The organism is Mesorhizobium sp. B2-4-19 (assembly GCF_006441315.1).
GTDB lineage: Bacteria > Pseudomonadota > Alphaproteobacteria > Rhizobiales > Rhizobiaceae > Mesorhizobium.
The window spans coordinates 62,525-76,711 of the sequence record NZ_VFUV01000016.1 but is presented as its reverse complement, the minus strand read 5'-3'; the positions used below and the strand labels follow the sequence as shown (position 1 = coordinate 76,711).

The 14,187-nt window shown below is 62.9% G+C and carries 18 protein-coding genes; 11 read left to right on the top strand and 7 right to left on the bottom strand.

Annotated elements, in window-relative coordinates; genetic code table 11:
• Positions 1 to 52 precede the first annotated feature (52 nt).
• Positions 53 to 217, bottom strand: a complete 165-nt coding sequence (locus FJ546_RS23585) for a DUF1328 domain-containing protein (protein WP_006203859.1) — start codon at positions 215 to 217, stop codon at positions 53 to 55.
• A 329-nt stretch (positions 218 to 546) separates the two neighbouring features.
• The gene (locus FJ546_RS23580) at positions 547 to 1,341 is read right to left on the bottom strand and encodes a response regulator (protein WP_140891528.1); all 795 of its coding nucleotides are present in this window, start codon (positions 1,339 to 1,341) and stop codon (positions 547 to 549) included.
• Positions 1,342 to 1,561: 220 nt separating this feature from the next.
• Here FJ546_RS23580 and FJ546_RS23575 point away from each other — a divergent pair, with 220 nt between their 5' ends.
• Both FJ546_RS23575 and FJ546_RS23570 read left to right on the top strand, forming a co-directional pair.
• Entirely contained in the window at positions 1,562 to 1,765 is a 204-nt protein-coding gene (locus FJ546_RS23575) for a NepR family anti-sigma factor (protein WP_010911884.1), read from the top strand.
• Between the two features lie 4 nt (positions 1,766 to 1,769).
• A complete protein-coding gene (locus FJ546_RS23570; protein ID WP_095772158.1) occupies positions 1,770 to 2,321 on the top strand; it encodes an RNA polymerase sigma factor in 552 nt (183 codons plus the stop codon).
• 33 nt (positions 2,322 to 2,354) lie between these two features.
• On the opposite strand, the gene FJ546_RS23565 is transcribed toward FJ546_RS23570, so the two are convergent.
• Complete coding sequence (locus FJ546_RS23565; protein ID WP_246686934.1) at positions 2,355 to 2,735, bottom strand: response regulator; 381 nt, start codon at positions 2,733 to 2,735, stop codon at positions 2,355 to 2,357.
• A 148-nt stretch (positions 2,736 to 2,883) separates the two neighbouring features.
• On the opposite strand from FJ546_RS23565, the gene FJ546_RS23560 reads away from it, so the two are divergent.
• From FJ546_RS23560 to FJ546_RS23550, 3 genes are all read left to right on the top strand, one after another.
• Positions 2,884 to 3,645, top strand: coding sequence for a Crp/Fnr family transcriptional regulator (locus FJ546_RS23560; RefSeq protein ID WP_140891527.1), 762 nt, complete (start codon positions 2,884 to 2,886; stop codon positions 3,643 to 3,645).
• 125 nt (positions 3,646 to 3,770) lie between these two features.
• The gene (locus FJ546_RS23555; RefSeq protein ID WP_140891526.1) at positions 3,771 to 4,097 is read left to right on the top strand and encodes a DUF883 family protein; all 327 of its coding nucleotides are present in this window, start codon (positions 3,771 to 3,773) and stop codon (positions 4,095 to 4,097) included.
• Positions 4,098 to 4,106: 9 nt separating this feature from the next.
• The gene (locus tag FJ546_RS23550; protein ID WP_140891525.1) at positions 4,107 to 4,565 is read left to right on the top strand and encodes a hypothetical protein; all 459 of its coding nucleotides are present in this window, start codon (positions 4,107 to 4,109) and stop codon (positions 4,563 to 4,565) included.
• Between the two features lie 32 nt (positions 4,566 to 4,597).
• Here FJ546_RS23550 and FJ546_RS23545 read toward each other — a convergent pair whose 3' ends face one another.
• Positions 4,598 to 6,130 (bottom strand): HWE histidine kinase domain-containing protein, encoded by a 1,533-nt coding sequence (locus tag FJ546_RS23545; RefSeq protein WP_140891524.1) that lies wholly within the window; start codon positions 6,128 to 6,130, stop codon positions 4,598 to 4,600.
• 154 nt (positions 6,131 to 6,284) lie between these two features.
• On the opposite strand from FJ546_RS23545, the gene FJ546_RS31320 reads away from it, so the two are divergent.
• A complete protein-coding gene (locus FJ546_RS31320) occupies positions 6,285 to 6,458 on the top strand; it encodes a hypothetical protein (protein ID WP_095772162.1) in 174 nt (57 codons plus the stop codon).
• Between the two features lie 29 nt (positions 6,459 to 6,487).
• Here the strand turns inward: FJ546_RS31320 and FJ546_RS23540 are convergent, their stop codons facing one another.
• Positions 6,488 to 7,408 carry a diacylglycerol kinase family protein gene (locus FJ546_RS23540; RefSeq protein ID WP_140891523.1) on the bottom strand — a complete coding sequence of 307 codons (921 nt, stop codon included), beginning with the start codon at positions 7,406 to 7,408 and terminating at the stop codon, positions 6,488 to 6,490.
• 284 nt (positions 7,409 to 7,692) lie between these two features.
• Between FJ546_RS23540 and FJ546_RS23535 the strand changes: the two genes are divergently transcribed.
• Positions 7,693 to 9,000, top strand: a complete 1,308-nt coding sequence (locus tag FJ546_RS23535; protein WP_140891522.1) for a PRC-barrel domain-containing protein — start codon at positions 7,693 to 7,695, stop codon at positions 8,998 to 9,000.
• 70 nt (positions 9,001 to 9,070) lie between these two features.
• Here the strand turns inward: FJ546_RS23535 and FJ546_RS23530 are convergent, their stop codons facing one another.
• Positions 9,071 to 10,639 (bottom strand): alkaline phosphatase family protein, encoded by a 1,569-nt coding sequence (locus FJ546_RS23530; RefSeq protein ID WP_140891521.1) that lies wholly within the window; start codon positions 10,637 to 10,639, stop codon positions 9,071 to 9,073.
• Positions 10,640 to 10,864: 225 nt separating this feature from the next.
• Between FJ546_RS23530 and FJ546_RS23525 the strand changes: the two genes are divergently transcribed.
• The 4 genes from FJ546_RS23525 to FJ546_RS23510 all read left to right on the top strand — a co-directional run bounded on the left by FJ546_RS23525 (position 10,865) and on the right by FJ546_RS23510 (position 13,930).
• On the top strand, positions 10,865 to 11,797 hold the full coding sequence (locus FJ546_RS23525; RefSeq protein ID WP_140891520.1) for a VOC family protein: 933 nt from the start codon (positions 10,865 to 10,867) through the stop codon (positions 11,795 to 11,797).
• A 4-nt stretch (positions 11,798 to 11,801) separates the two neighbouring features.
• Positions 11,802 to 12,422, top strand: coding sequence for an alpha/beta hydrolase (locus tag FJ546_RS23520; RefSeq protein ID WP_140891519.1), 621 nt, complete (start codon positions 11,802 to 11,804; stop codon positions 12,420 to 12,422).
• Positions 12,423 to 12,424: 2 nt separating this feature from the next.
• The gene (locus tag FJ546_RS23515; protein ID WP_095772167.1) at positions 12,425 to 12,724 is read left to right on the top strand and encodes a GNAT family N-acetyltransferase; all 300 of its coding nucleotides are present in this window, start codon (positions 12,425 to 12,427) and stop codon (positions 12,722 to 12,724) included.
• Between the two features lie 147 nt (positions 12,725 to 12,871).
• Positions 12,872 to 13,930 carry a dipeptidase gene (locus FJ546_RS23510; RefSeq protein ID WP_140891518.1) on the top strand — a complete coding sequence of 353 codons (1,059 nt, stop codon included), beginning with the start codon at positions 12,872 to 12,874 and terminating at the stop codon, positions 13,928 to 13,930.
• 10 nt (positions 13,931 to 13,940) lie between these two features.
• On the opposite strand, the gene FJ546_RS23505 is transcribed toward FJ546_RS23510, so the two are convergent.
• Positions 13,941 to 14,186 (bottom strand): hypothetical protein, encoded by a 246-nt coding sequence (locus FJ546_RS23505; RefSeq protein ID WP_140891517.1) that lies wholly within the window; start codon positions 14,184 to 14,186, stop codon positions 13,941 to 13,943.
• Position 14,187: the final 1 nt, after the last annotated feature.

The window sequence follows — 14,187 nt, the reverse complement described above, 5'->3', positions numbered from 1 at the left end:
GAAACCGTTTGAGGGGTGCGGCTTCCAGTGTTCGCTCGGAGAAGCCTTCGCCTCACGCCCGTCTGAACAGGCCGGCAAGGAGCGAAATGATCAGGAAGGCAAGAAAGATGAAGAACAATATCTGCGCTATCCCGGCGGATGTACCGGCGATGCCGCCGAAACCAAGCGCGCCGGCGATAATCGCCACAACGAGGAATACGAGCGCCCAGTAAAGCATGGTTCATCTCCTTCTGAATGCTGCAGGGAAAACGTGGGTGGATGCGGTTTGTTCCACCCTTTGCCGAAAAAGGCGATGCTTGCAAACCGTTAGAGCAATTCCAGGGAAAATGTGAGCCGTTTTCCCGGAAAAGCGCGTAGCGCTTTCCCTTGGGAATTGCGCCAAAACAACAACTTAGAGCGGCTCGCCGTATCCGTGAAACGGGTGAACTGCTCGAGGCACAGTGCCTCGAAATTCGCGACGGATGGGTCCGGTTTGCCAAAAAGGCCGCCCGCGCATCGCGTCGGGCGGCCTTTGGTTTTGGCTTTCCCGGCTGGAAAGGCAGCGACCTATGCGGCGGCCTTCGCCTGACGGTCGAAGAACAGCGCCTGGCTGATCAGGGCCTTGACCATGTCGGGATTGAACGGCTTGGTCACCAGGAAGGCCGGTTCGGGGCGCTCGCCGGTCAGGAGGCGTTCGGGAAAGGCAGTGATGAAGATCACCGGCACAGAGGTTGACGACAGAATCTCGTTGACCGCCTCGATGCCCGAACTGCCGTCGGCGAGCTGGATATCGGCCAGCACCATTTTCGGCCGAGTCTTGCCGAACATCGTCACCGCTTCGGCGTGCGTGCGCGCGGTTCCAACGACACGATGACCGAGGCTCTCGACCATCTCCTCTATGTCCATGGCGATCAGCGGTTCGTCCTCGATGATGAGCACATCGGTCGCCACCTGACGGGAAATCTCGTTGCTTGCCTGGGCAAGCAACTCGGAGAATTGCTGGTCGCCGACGTCAAGGATCTCGGCTGCCTCGTCCTCGCTGAAACCCTCAACGGCAACCAGCAGGAAGGCCTGGCGCGGAAGCGGCGCGATGGCGTTGAGATTGGCGGCGGCGCGCTGTTCCCATGCGGATTGGACCTGCTCCTGCGGCACGCGGATGGCGACGGACGTGAAAAGTTTTGCGAAGACCTTGTAAAGAGCGATACGATCGCTCGAGGCTTGGGGGAAGATGTCGACATCGGCGATGATGGCTTCAAGCATCGCAGCGACCAGCGCGTCGCCGCTCTCTTGCGATCCCGAGACGGCGCGCGAGAAGCGGCGCAGGAACGGCAGGTGCGGTGCGATGGTGGCGGATAAACTCATGATAAGACGTCTCCCTCAGTATGACGCGATTGCCCGAAATGCAGGTCAAGCCGATCGCGCCCCACCGATACAACGCGGGTCTTCTCAAAAAGTTCCGGCCGATATGGAACGAAAAGCCGGGAACGGCGTTTGGGGAGGGGATGGGCAACCAGACGAGGGTGCCGCTTGCCTTGTGTTGAGTTGAGTACGGGCGGCCTAGTGCTGGGAATATAAGGGCGAAATGAAGGATATGACGAAAGATATTTTGGCTGGCGCCGAGGGCAGGCGCCGGAACGGTGTCGGCGACCCGCTCGGGCCCAACTCCGAAATCGGACGCAAACTCAAACAATATTATGACGAGCTGGTCTCCGACGATGTGCCAGATCGCTTTGCCCAGCTGCTCAGCCAGCTGGAACAAGCCGAACCCGCGCAGAAGAAGGACTGAGGCCATGGCAGCGGTCTCCCAAGGCTTCAAGACCGATCTGCTTGGGGCAATCCCGAGCTTGCGGGCCTTTGCCGTGTCGCTGACGCAGAATGCGGACAAGGCCGACGACCTCGTTCAGGAAACGCTGGTCAAGGCCTGGGACAAGCATGAGAGCTTCCAGCCCGGGACCAACCTCAAGGCATGGCTTTTCACCATCCTGCGCAATGAATTCTATTCGCAGATGCGCAAACGCGGCCGCGAAGTGCAGGACAGCGACGGCATCATGACGGCCAGGCTCGCGGTGCATCCGGCGCAGCACGGCCAACTCGATCTCAAGGATTTTCGCAGCGCTCTGGAGCAGTTGCCGGAGGACCAGCGCGAGGCCATCATTCTGATTGGCGCATCGGGCTTTTCCTATGAGGAGGCCGCTGAAATCTGCGGTTGCGCGGTCGGAACGATCAAGAGCCGCGTCAGCAGGGCGCGCACGCGCCTGCAGGAGATTCTCAAGATTTCCGGCGAGGACGAATACGGTCCCGACGCGATCTCGGCCCAGGTCACGGGGACCGCCGCGCATTGACGTGGGATCCCGGGTAGCGGACCCGGGTCGATCTCAGCCTGGAGAGCCGCGTCCATAGGCCAGCGCCACCGCTTCGACGAGATCTTCGCCTGAATAGGGCTTGCTGACCAGCGTCACCCCTGGAAAGGATGCTTTGATCTCGTCCGCATCGGAATAGCCGGAGGCAAACACGAAAGGCACGCCTGTTTCACGCAGGCCGGCGGCGAATTCGAGCGTCGAGGTGCCGCCCAGCATCAGATCGACGATGGCCGCGTCGAATTGCGTCGCGACCTTTCGGCCATCGACCTCGGCCAGGTCGCGGGCAACCACCACCTCGCCGGCGCCGTGGTCGCGGCAGAGTTGCTCGACATCCATGGCGATGAGGAATTCGTCCTCCAGGACAAGAATTCGCAATCCGTCAAGCAAGTGTGGCACGGGTAATTCGCTCCTTGAAACGTTGGGAGTCATGATCGCAATTCGGCGCGCTGTCATTTAAAAAAGACATGCCCCTTCCGCGGAACTCCGATCCAGGCAAAACGTTTAGGCACACCTGCTGACCGGCAGGCTTTCGAAGAGGGTCGAAATGCCAGGCCAGAATGGGCGTACCTTATCCAGTCGGCAGTATCCTTGCGAGAATTGTCCTTTGCGGCCATTGCCGGTTTTCCGCGAGTTCGAAAAGCAGGAACTGGCCTTCATCGGCAGCTTCAAGAAGGGCGAACTGGCGGTCGACAAGGGCGCCACGGTCCTCGTGGAAGGAAGCCACAGCGCCCATCTCTATACGGTGCTGTCCGGCTGGGCGTTCCGCTACAAGCTGTTGCCGGACGGCCGCCGACAGATCCTCAACTATCTCATGCCCGGCGATCTCATCGGCCTGCAAGGCAGCGTCATGGGGGAAATGCAGCATTCCGTCGAGGCCCTGTCGCCGATGCTGCTTTGCGTCTTCGAGCGCGACAGCCTGCATGAACTCTACCGCAACCATCCGGGTCTCGCCTACGACATCACCTGGATCGCGTCGCGCGAAGAACGCATGCTGGACGAGAACCTGCTCAGTGTCGGCCGCCGCAGCGCGATCGAGCGCGCTGCCTATCTGATTGCCTTCATCGGCAGCCGTGCCAAGGTCGTGGGGCTGAACGGCAAGCAATCCATCCAGATTCCGATCACCCAACAACATATCGCCGACACGCTTGGCCTTTCGCTGGTTCATACCAACAAGACGATCCGAAAACTGATGGATCGCAAGCTGATCCTCTGGCGCGATGGCGGTTGCGAGGTGGTCGATGCGGAAAGGCTCAAGCAACTCGCCGGCTGGGAAGGGCTGGGCGAGGGGCGTCGCCCCCTGATCTGAGACGCTTCTGGCCATGGATTGACGATTGGTGCGTATGCGCATGTTTTCGGCTAGTTTGCCAACGATGCCGGGAACCTTGAGACGCAAGGCGCGTTTGAAATCGAGCAATCACAAGGAGTTAAGCAATGGCAACCGCCGCAGGAAAGACCGCTAGCGAGGCGCGGGCGAATTCGGACCTCGAAGCCGACATCCGGCAGTTGAAGGCCGATATCGACAAGCTCACCAAGCAGTTGGCCAAGACCGGCGAACACGGCTATGGCACTGCCCGCCGCGCGGCCACCGAGGGCGTCGAGCAATTGCGCGTGCAGGGCGAAGCGGCCTTCGACAGCCTGCGCGGCAGTGCCAAGGACATCGAGGCGCAGTTGCTGGCAAATGTCCGCGAAAAGCCGGTGACGTCGCTGGCGATCGCCGCCGGCGTCGGCTTCCTCTTCGCGCTGCTCGCGCGGCGCTAGTTCCGCCAAATGGGACTTCTGGCATCCCTGCTCTCGGGTTTCGCCTCGGGTGAAACCGCGGCCGCCATACGTCGCGCACGTACGGCGGCCATCGTCTATGCGCTCGCCGCTTTGGCGGCTTTGTGCGGTCTCGGCTTTCTGGTCGGGGCAGCCTATATCTGGGCCGCCGCCCGCTATGGATCGTTCGCCGCGGCGCTTGGCTTCGGTGTCGGCTTTCTGGTGATCGCCGGGCTCGTTCTCCTGGTCCATCGTTTGACGTCGGGCGCCCGTGCCCGCCGCGAGGCAAGGCGGCGCAGCGCCGACATGAAGGCGATCGGCATCACCGCCGCACTCGCCGTGCTGCCGACCTTGCTCAAGGGGAAAGGCGGCCTCGGGGTCATTCTAGGCCCGGCCGTGGCGCTCGCCGCCTATGCCATCTACCGCGAGAATGTGACGCCCGACGATCCGGATGCCGGCGAGGAGAAATAGCGCCGGCACCCCGGCCTGAGATCAAAGATCCCTCACTTGGACAGATCTTCCAGCGGCATCGATATTTCGGCGAACACGCCTTCCGGCCGGAATTCATGGGTCACTTCGCTTGAGATGACCTTGGCCAGGCTGCGGCGGATGAGGATCGAGCCGAAGCCGTGGCGCTCCGGCGGGGCGACTTCAGGGCCGCCGCTTTCGCGCCAGGTGAGCACCAGGCGGCGGTTGCCCTTCCTGCCTTGCGTCTTCCAGTCGAGGTCGACCTTGCCAGATGCAATCGACAGCGATCCATGTTGCAGCGCGTTGCTGGCCAGTTCATGCAGGATAAGCCCGAGCCCGACGGCCTGGTCCGGCGACAGCAGGAGATCGGCGCCGGAGATCGTGAGGCGCTGCTGGTCGGCGGTGTCAAACGGCCTGATCTCGATCTGGACGAGTTCGCGGATGCCGATGCCGCGCCACTCGCGGTCGGACAAAAGGTTGTGGGCGATGCCCAGCGCCTGAAGCCGGGCACCGAAGGCTTCGAGGAATTCGCTTGGCTGGCGGGCATGACGCACGGTCTGCGTCGCCAGCGCCTGGACGGTCGCCAGCGTGTTCTTGACGCGGTGGTTGAGCTCGCGCAGCAGAAGCCGCTGCCGCTCGTCGCCGAGCTTGCGTTCGGAGATGTCGTAGTTGACGCCGAAGATCAGCGTCGGCTTGCCGTCGCCGTCGCGCTCGATGACGCGGCCGCGCGTGGCTACCCAGCGCGGCGGATGAAAGCCTTTCACCCGGTATTCGCCGAAATAGTCGTCGCTGCCGGACAGGGCATCGCGAAAGCGAGTTTCGGTCTGGTAGACATCGCGCGGATCGATGGCGGTCAGGATGTCGCGCGCCCGCAGCCGGGTGGAGCGCGGCAGGTTGAACAGTTCCGACAGCCGGACATCGCATTCGATCATGTCGGTGCGGATGTCCCATGCCCAGCTGGCGAGCGAAGCGGCATCGAGCGCGATGGCGCGCCGCTTTTCCTCGCGCGCCAGGGCTGCCTCGGCTATGGCGCCGCTGCGGGTGGCGTCCTTCAAGGTGAACAGGCTGGCGGCGAGGCCGGCCAGCGTCTTCAACTGGTCGAGCTTGGCCCCGGAGGGATAGGCATGCGGTTTACGGTCGAGCACGCACAGCGTGCCGATCCTGGCGCCTGCCACCACCATCGGCGCGCCGGCATAGAAGCGCACATGATGTTTGCCGGTGACCAGAGGGTTGGTTCTGAAACGCGGGTCCATCGTTGCGTCCGTCACCACCATGGGCTCGTCGCCGGCGGCGATGGCATGGGCGCAGAAAGAGATGCCGGTCGCGGTTTCGGTGTCGTCGAGACCAAAGCACGACTTGAACCATTGCCGCTCGATATCGACGAGCGTGACAAGGGCGGTGGGCGCCTGCATCACGGCCGCGGCAAGGCTGGTGATGCGGTCGAAATCCGGGTCAGCCGCCGTATCGAGCATCTCCAGCCCGTGCAGCACGGCCAGCCGGTCTTCGGAATTGACCGCGAGCGCCACCTTAGCCGGCAGGCTCGCTCGTATTTCTACCTTGTTATCCACTCCAAACCCCAAATGCCCATGCCGGTCTTCGCCGTCCTGCCGACGCACCGGCCCGTGACAAGCTTGCCTCCCGGAACCATCCTAGCGAGGAACCGTTACCCGACCGTGATTTGCCGAGTGCGCCAACGGGCGCAAAACGAAACAAGGACCGGCCATGCCCAAGATCATTCCCGAGGACAAAGCGCGGCAGGGGCGATGGGGCTGGCACGGCCTGCGCATCCTGATCGCTGCGCTGCTTCTGGCTTTTGCGGCCTGGGGCATCGCCGAAATCTATGGCGAGGTGGCCAAGACACCGGCAACGCAGCAAGGAAGTGCGCCGAGCGGCTAGATTTTCGGCCGTCACGGTTGGAGATTGCATCAGGCGGCCTTTGCCGTGGCAATGCTGGCCGGCACCAGGACATTCAGCGCGCCGGGCTGGATTTCGATCGTCGTCTCAGGCTCGAGCCTGACCAGTTCGCCATCCATAACGGCGCGGAACTTTCTGCTGCCGGAATGGATTTTCAGGACGGTGCGGTCAGCCTGGTGGATCTCGACATGTTCATTGTCGCGCCATTTTCCGCGTGCCACGTTGAATAGGAATTTCATCAGTTCGGCGCGCTGTTGCGCCACCGTGACGTAGATGCCAAGCACGCCGCCCGAAGGATTGTCCGCATAGGGCAGATGGCCTTCACCGAACAGATTGTTGGTGACGCCGATGCCTGAGATGCGCGCCGTCATCTCGGCCTTGCCGATAGCGAGCGTGACGTTCATCGCCGGCGGGTTCTTGATTGTCGCCCATGCCGCCTTGGCCGAAGCGCGGATCTTGCCCAGGCGCGAGCCGAATTCCATTCCCTGACGCAGTTGCACCATCTTCGCATGCATGCCGATCGAGAATTGATGAACGAAGGGACGGCCATTGGCGGTGGCCATGTCGACGGCGATGATCTCACCGTCGGCGAAGGATTGCAGCGCGGCATCGAGCGACTGCGGAATGCCGAGGCCACGCGCGAACAGGTTCATGGTGCCGGCCGGCAAGATGGCAAGCGCTTTTTTCTTGCCCATCAGCCTCGCGGCCGCCGCTGAAATGGTTCCGTCACCGCCACCCGCCAGCACGACATCGACGGCGCGGCGCGAGGCGGCGCTGTCGAGGCTCTCCACGACGTCCTTGCCGGCAACCACATCGATGCTCAGCGAATGGCCTGCCGTTTCCAGGGTCTGGCGCATCCTGTCGGAGAAGGCGGCGAGGTCGGTGGTGCGCAAGGTGCCGCCATCTCGGTTCAGCACCGCTGCAAATTTCATGCCCCGCTCCGTTATGTCAGTCCAAAACGGCCAGGACCAACCCAGCCGCAGGCTGAAACGTGGGGATGCAGGAAAGGTTCCGCTGGAAACGGCGCACTCAGCGCGTGTTCATCAGCACCCACGCAACTGCTGCGTGTTTTTCCGGTGCGAAATCCACGCCAGTTTTGTCGGAACAACGGCATGGTCACGACGTTGTGAACCCGTGGAGATGCCGCGCCCGATCTTTCCCAGCGACGGTTCGAGCGGCGCGGCGTGCATGAAATCAGGCACCAGGAGAGATTATCATGATACGCACCCTTTTAGCCACGACCGCACTCGCAACGTTGATCGCGACCGGCGCGTTCGCGCAGGGCACGACGACCCCCACACCTGCCGCACCGTCCGCTCAGGAGCCGGCCGCTCCGGTGCTGCGCGCCGAAGGCAGCATCGTCACCAACATCATCGGTGAATCCGTCTATAACGGTACCGGCGACAACGCCGAGAACATTGGCAAGGTCACCGATGTCGTTTTCGACAAAGACGGCATGGCCAAATCTGTTGTCATCGGCGTCGGCGGTTTTCTGGGCGTCGGGGCGAAGAATGTCGCCTTCGACTATGACAAGCTGCAATGGGCCGAAAAGAACGGCGACCGCTGGCTGGTGGCCCAGACGAGCAAGGACGAACTGAAGGCGCATCCGGAGTTCGACAGCAAGCCCTACGGGCCTGCGCCGGCTGCTGCCACTTCCACCGACGCGGCAGCACCGAAAGCGACGACGGATACCGCACAGGCTCCTGCAGCCGCTCCGGCCGAGCCGGTGAAGCGGGCGGACGGCAACCTAGCCACCAACATCATTGGTAAGACTGTCTACAACGGCACCGGCGACGACGCTCAGAACATCGGCAGCGTCAACGACATCGTGCTGTCCAAGGAAGGCAAGGCCGAATCGCTGGTGATCGGCGTGGGCGGCTTCCTTGGCCTCGGCGCCAAGAATGTCACCTATGATTTCAACAAGGCCCAGTGGGCGGAGAAGAACGGCGACCGCTGGCTGGTGGCGCAGACCACCAAGGAAGAGCTGCAGGCGCAGCCGGATTTCAACCGCAAGGCCTATGATCCGGCACCGGCAACGACGGCATCGAATGAGCCGGCGTCAACAGCTCCGGCGGCGACCACGGCTCCTGCCGCCGCCCCGGCGGACAAGACGGCCGAAGCACCGGCGGCTACGACCCCTGCTGCCACCGCTCCTGACAAGACGCAGACCGCCGCCATCGACAAGTCGAAGCTGACCGCGATGCCGGTCGGCGAAATCAAGGCCGAGGATCTGAAGGGCACCACTGTCTACGGCGCCAATGACGCCAAGGTCGGCGAGATCGGCGATGTTGTGCTGACGCCCGACAAGAAGACGGATGCGGTGATCGTCAATGTCGGCGGCTTCCTCGGCATCGGCGAGAAGGAGGTGGCGGTCGGCCTGGATAATCTGAAGTTCATGACCGACAAGAACGGCAAGAAATATCTCTACACGACCTTCACCAAGGAACAGCTCGAGGCGCAGCCTGCCTATGACAAGGGCAGCTATGCCCAGAAGCGCGACCAGCAGCGGTTGATTGTGAAGTAGGCAGTAGGCAGTAGGCAGTAGGCAGTAGGCAGTAGGCAGTAGGCAGTAGGCAGTAGGCAGTAGGCAAGCCCTATTCCCTACTGCCTATTCCCTTACTCACATGTCCCACCACGCCATTTTCCGTCAGCTCGGCCAGCGCCAGCGACTGGTCGAGATGTTCGGCTCGCCAGGCGAGAAGCCGCTCGGCGAATTGCAGACGGGTGGACAGATGCGCAGGGCTGGTGGCGAGGTTGGTCAGTTCGCCAGGGTCTGTCTCGACGTTGAAAAGCAAAGGCGGCAAACCGCCGCCAAAATGCACGTATTTGAATTTCTTGGTGCGGATGACCGCCAGGTTGCACTGGCGCGAGGCAATGCCGAAATGCGCTTCGGCGTCGCCGTCCGCGATCGAGCGGAAATCGAACTCCCAATGCGCGGCGTCGCGCCAGGTTGCGGGGCTTCCGCCGCTCAGGAATGGTTTCAGCGAGCATCCGTCGAGATGCGGTTCGGGGGGCTCGCCAAGCAGGTCTATAAGCGTGGGCAAGATGTCCACCGCTTCGGTGAAGCGATCGACCGTGTTGCCGGCCGCCTTGCGATGCCGCGGGTCGCGAATGATCAGCGGGATGTGGTAGCTGCCGTCGAAGTAGCCGCCCTTGCCCAGCATGAAATGGTCACCCATCATCTCGGCGTGGTCCGAGGTGAGAACGATGACGGTGTCGTCCCACGCGCCTGAAAGCTTGAGCGCCTGCCATATCAGGCCGAGCTGGGTGTCGACCTCCGAGATCATGCCGTAATAGATCGCCCGGATGCGGCGGAAATCATCCTCGCTCCAGTCGTGCACCTTGCCGGCGGCGCCGGGGCGGAAATTCGCGCGATACCGCCGGCTGAGATCATAGGCGAGATAGGGATGGCCCTGCGCTTCGGCCCGCCAGCTTTCCGCCCGGTGAAAGGCCTGGCCGTCGGCCGGATCGTATAGCGTGTTGTAGGGCTCCGGCACGATGAAGGGCGGGTGCGGGCTGATGAAGGACAGATGCGCGAACCAGGGCGTGGCCTGTTCCTGCTCGCCGAGCCAGCGGATGAACTCTCCGGCAAGGAAAGCCGCCGGCGTGTGGTCCTTCGAATAGATTGGCGGCGCCTCGGTGACGGTGTGATAGTCTTCCTCGCCGGCAGGACGGTGGATGTCGGGAGATCCGGCGCTGGCATCGATGCCCTGCTGCTTCAGCCAGGAGAGCCACTGCTTCTGATGCTCCGGCAGCAGCTGGCGCACCGTGAATCCGGGCAGCACGCCTTCATAGGTTTTCAGCCTCGGATCACCTGAAGTCAGCAGGCGCGGGTCGAGCGACACGTCGGTGTAGCCGAACAGCGTCGGATCGTAGCCGATGCCGCGCGCGTGCTGCGCGATGTTGCCATGACGGGCGTCGAGCGGTGAGCCGTTGCGGCAGACGCGGTTGTTCATCTGGTAGAGGCCGGTGTAGAGGCAGGCACGCGCCGGCGAGCAAGGGGCCGCGCCGCCATAGTGCTGCTTGAACAGCACGCCCTCGGCGGCCAGCGCATCGGCATTCGGCGTCTTCACCACGGGATGGCCGGCGGCCGAGACGCAATCACCGCGCCATTGGTCGCAAGTGATCAGGAGAACGTTCGGGCGCCTGGCTTTTCCTGACACTCGCGATCCTTTCGCTGCATGGTCGAATGCCATTCATGGAGCCGATTTCCGGCAAGGGCGCAAGACCGCCCGTGTTAGTCGATTAGTGAACAAAATTCTTTCCATCGTTCACTTTTGCTGCACAGTCCATTCTGTGTTTGGCGCCTTTGCCGCAAGCGGTCGTGTCCTCATATTGGCGTGGACAGCGGCGAGGGCCGCACAAACAACAAGGGAAGGAGCAAGACAATGCTCGACCAGATCAAGGGTCTCCATCACGTCACCTCGATGGCGAGGGATGCCCGGCAGAACAATGATTTCTTCACCCACAAGCTCGGCCTGCGCCGCGTCAAGAAGACGGTCAATTTCGACGCGCCCGACGTCTACCATCTTTATTATGGCGACGAGGTTGGCACGCCCGGTTCGGTGATGACCTATTTTCCGTTTCCCAACATCGGCAAGGGCCGTCCCGGCGTTGGTGAAGTCGGCACCACTGTCTACTCCGTGCCGGAAGGCACGCTCGCCTATTGGGAAAAGCGCTTCGCCGACGAAGGCGTGAGCGGCGTTTCCCGCGAGGAGAGTTTTGGTGAGAAGCGGCTCAGATTCGCCGGCCCCGATGGCGACGGTTTCGCGCTTGTCGAGGACAAGGGCGACAGCAGAGCGCCGTGGGCCAAAGGCGGCATTGCGACCGATGAGGCGATCCGCGGCTTTCACTCGGTTTCGCTCAGGCTGAAGGATGGCGGCGCCACCGAGGAGCTGTTGAAATTCATGGGCTACGAGGAAGTCGACAAATCGGGCAATGTCAGACGGCTTGCCGTGAAGAACGGCAACGGTGCCGATGTCGTCGATATCGAATCGCTGCCGACCGCGGCCTTCGCCGACCTTGGCGCAGGCTCGGTGCATCACGTCGCCTTCGCCGTCGAGAACCGCGCCAAGCAGCTCGAAGTGCGCAAGGCATTGATGAATACGGGCTACGGGGTGACGCCGGTGATCGACCGCGATTACTTCTGGGCGATCTATTTCCGCACGCCGGGCGGCGTGCTGTTCGAAGTCGCCACCAGCGAGCCGGGTTTCGACAGGGATGAAGACACCGCGCATCTGGGCGAAGCGCTGAAGCTGCCGACGCAGCATCAGCATTTGCGGCCCTATCTCGAACAGCATCTGCAGAAGCTGGAAGGCTGAGGCCATGAGCAAGGACACTTACATCCACAAGGTGCTGCCCGGTTCGCCGGGCGGCCCCATGCTTTTCGTCTTCCACGGCACCGGCGGTGACGAGAGCCAGCTTCTGTCGCCGGGGCGCGATCTCGTGCCCCAGGCCACCATCATCTCGCCGCGCGGCGATGTCTCCGAATACGGTGCGGCGCGGTTCTTTCGTCGCACCGGCGAGGGCGTCTACGACATGGGCGACCTGGCGCGAGCAACGGACAAGATGGCGGCCTTCGTCAAGGCGCATGTCGAGGCCGCGAAGCCCTCGGCTGTGCTCGGCCTCGGCTATTCCAACGGCGCCAACATACTGGCGTCCGTGGTGTTCGCCGAACCCGAGCTGTTCGACGCCACCGTGCTGATGCATCCGCTGATCCCGTTCGAACCGCGGGTCAAGGGCAGCCTCGCTGGCCGCCACATGCTGCTGACCGCCGGCAAGCGCGATCCGATCTGCCCGCCGAACCTGACGACGCGGCTCGAGGCCTATTTGCGTGCCGATGGTGCCGATGTCACAGTGGAATGGCACGAAGGCGGGCACGAGGTGCGGCCAAATGAAATCGAAGCGGCCCGGCGGCTCTTTGCCGGTGTCGCTCAAGGAGTTTAGACATGCCCGACCAACTGCCTGAAATCGAACTGGAAGACCGCGGCTCCAAAGGGCGCTACGTGCTGCGTGGCCCCGGCGGCGCCGAGGCCGAGATGACCTTCACCAAGATCGGTGAACACCAGATCATCATCGACCACACCGAAGTGCCGGACGCGTTTCGCGGCCAGGGCGCCGGGCTTCGGCTCGTCACCCGCGCCGTCGAGGATGCACGCGCGGCGGGCAAGAAGATCATCCCGCTGTGCCCCTTCGCCAACGCCCAGTTCCGCCGCCACGCGGAATGGGCTGACGTGCTGAAACAGTAGGGGGGCGCAGCACGTCATCCATAGGCTGCAGCGGGGGATAAGGGGGCAGTCCCCGCTGCCGGTTGGCTTTGTCATTTGCCGCGACCAGATATCTTGCCTAGATATGATGTCTCGCCGTGCCGACAAACGAACTGAATGAACCCCCCGATGACCGAAACCGACCTCGTCCCCGTCTTCGACGGCCACAACGATACGCTGCTCAGGCTGTATCAATCGAAGGACAGGGACATCGAAAAGCTGTTCGTCGAAGGCAAGTCGGGCGGCCATATCGACCTGCCGCGCGCCAAGGCGGGCGGCTTCGCCGGCGGCATGTTCGCGATCTTTCCGCCGCCGGTCGAAAAAGCCAGGCGCAGCGCCGTACCCTTGGCGCCGAGCGACAGCGAGCCGCTGCCGCCGGAGGTGCCGCGGGCCGATGCGCTCAACTCAACGATCGCGATGGCCTCGATCCTGTTTCGGTTGGAGCGGGCTGGGGCTCTGGCCGTCTGCCGCACAGCCGGCGACATCCACAACGCCATGGCAAAGGGCACGATCGCCGCGGTGTTCCATATCGAGGGCGTCGAGGCGATCGATCCCGAACTGACCATGCTCGACGTGTTGCATGCCGCCGGCCTGCGCTCGCTCGGCATCGTCTGGAGCCGGCCGAATGCTTTCGGTCACGGCGTGCCGTTCCGCTTTCCATCCTCGCCGGATACCGGCCCGGGGCTGACCGATGCCGGCAAGGCGCTGGTCAAGGCCTGCAACGAACTGAAGATCATGATCGATCTTTCGCATCTCAACGAGAAAGGTTTTCGCGATGTCGCTGGTCTCAGCGACGCGCCGCTGGTCGCCACCCACTCCAACGTGCATGCGCTCTGCACCCATTCACGCAATCTCACCGACTGGCAGCTCGGCGCCATACGCGAGTCCGGCGGCATGGTCGGGCTGAACTTCGCCACCGGCTTCCTGCGCGAGGACGGCCGCATGAATGCCGACACCAGCCTTGACATCATGGTGCGTCATGTCGATTCCCTGCTGCAGGCGCTGGGTGAAGACGGCGTCGGCCTGGGCTCCGATTTCGACGGCGCCATGATCCCGGCGGTCATCAGCGACGTCGCCGGCCTGCCGAAGCTGATCGACGCCCTGGCCGCGCGTGGCTTCGGCCGTGCCCTGATCGAGAAGATCGCTTACCGCAACTGGCTGAGCATGCTCGAAAGAACCATTGGGTAGCGCGCTGGCGCTACTCGAAACCGATCCTTTTGAGCCAATCCTTGCCGACGCCGCGGTCGCGGATGATCGACAGCGGATTCTCCTTATCGAGCCGCGCGCAGATGCGGTAGACCTCGAGCGTCTCGGCGCTCATCTCGCCGCGCTTGTAGAAGAACATGGCGGCGGCATAGCGCGTGCGGCCCGACCATTTCTCGCCGAGCGGCGTGTTGACCAGCTCCCACTGCTCGGCCGCCTCCAGCTCCGCTTCGTCGGTCATG

What these genes read in the sequence shown, in the direction of transcription:
- FJ546_RS23585 (WP_006203859.1), bottom strand. Translation starts at nt 217, where the DNA reads ATGCTTTACTGGGCGCTCGTATTCCTCGTTGTGGCGATTATCGCCGGC.
- FJ546_RS23580 (WP_140891528.1), bottom strand. Translation starts at nt 1,341, where the DNA reads ATGAGTTTATCCGCCACCATCGCACCGCACCTGCCGTTCCTGCGCCGC.
- FJ546_RS23575 (WP_010911884.1), top strand. Translation starts at nt 1,562, where the DNA reads ATGAAGGATATGACGAAAGATATTTTGGCTGGCGCCGAGGGCAGGCGC.
- FJ546_RS23570 (WP_095772158.1), top strand. Translation starts at nt 1,770, where the DNA reads ATGGCAGCGGTCTCCCAAGGCTTCAAGACCGATCTGCTTGGGGCAATC.
- FJ546_RS23560 (WP_140891527.1), top strand. Translation starts at nt 2,884, where the DNA reads ATGCCAGGCCAGAATGGGCGTACCTTATCCAGTCGGCAGTATCCTTGC.
- FJ546_RS23555 (WP_140891526.1), top strand. Translation starts at nt 3,771, where the DNA reads ATGGCAACCGCCGCAGGAAAGACCGCTAGCGAGGCGCGGGCGAATTCG.
- FJ546_RS23550 (WP_140891525.1), top strand. Translation starts at nt 4,107, where the DNA reads ATGGGACTTCTGGCATCCCTGCTCTCGGGTTTCGCCTCGGGTGAAACC.
- FJ546_RS31320 (WP_095772162.1), top strand. Translation starts at nt 6,285, where the DNA reads ATGCCCAAGATCATTCCCGAGGACAAAGCGCGGCAGGGGCGATGGGGC.
- FJ546_RS23540 (WP_140891523.1), bottom strand. Translation starts at nt 7,408, where the DNA reads ATGAAATTTGCAGCGGTGCTGAACCGAGATGGCGGCACCTTGCGCACC.
- FJ546_RS23535 (WP_140891522.1), top strand. Translation starts at nt 7,693, where the DNA reads ATGATACGCACCCTTTTAGCCACGACCGCACTCGCAACGTTGATCGCG.
- FJ546_RS23525 (WP_140891520.1), top strand. Translation starts at nt 10,865, where the DNA reads ATGCTCGACCAGATCAAGGGTCTCCATCACGTCACCTCGATGGCGAGG.
- FJ546_RS23520 (WP_140891519.1), top strand. Translation starts at nt 11,802, where the DNA reads ATGAGCAAGGACACTTACATCCACAAGGTGCTGCCCGGTTCGCCGGGC.
- FJ546_RS23515 (WP_095772167.1), top strand. Translation starts at nt 12,425, where the DNA reads ATGCCCGACCAACTGCCTGAAATCGAACTGGAAGACCGCGGCTCCAAA.
- FJ546_RS23510 (WP_140891518.1), top strand. Translation starts at nt 12,872, where the DNA reads ATGACCGAAACCGACCTCGTCCCCGTCTTCGACGGCCACAACGATACG.
- FJ546_RS23505 (WP_140891517.1), bottom strand. Translation starts at nt 14,186, where the DNA reads ATGACCGACGAAGCGGAGCTGGAGGCGGCCGAGCAGTGGGAGCTGGTC.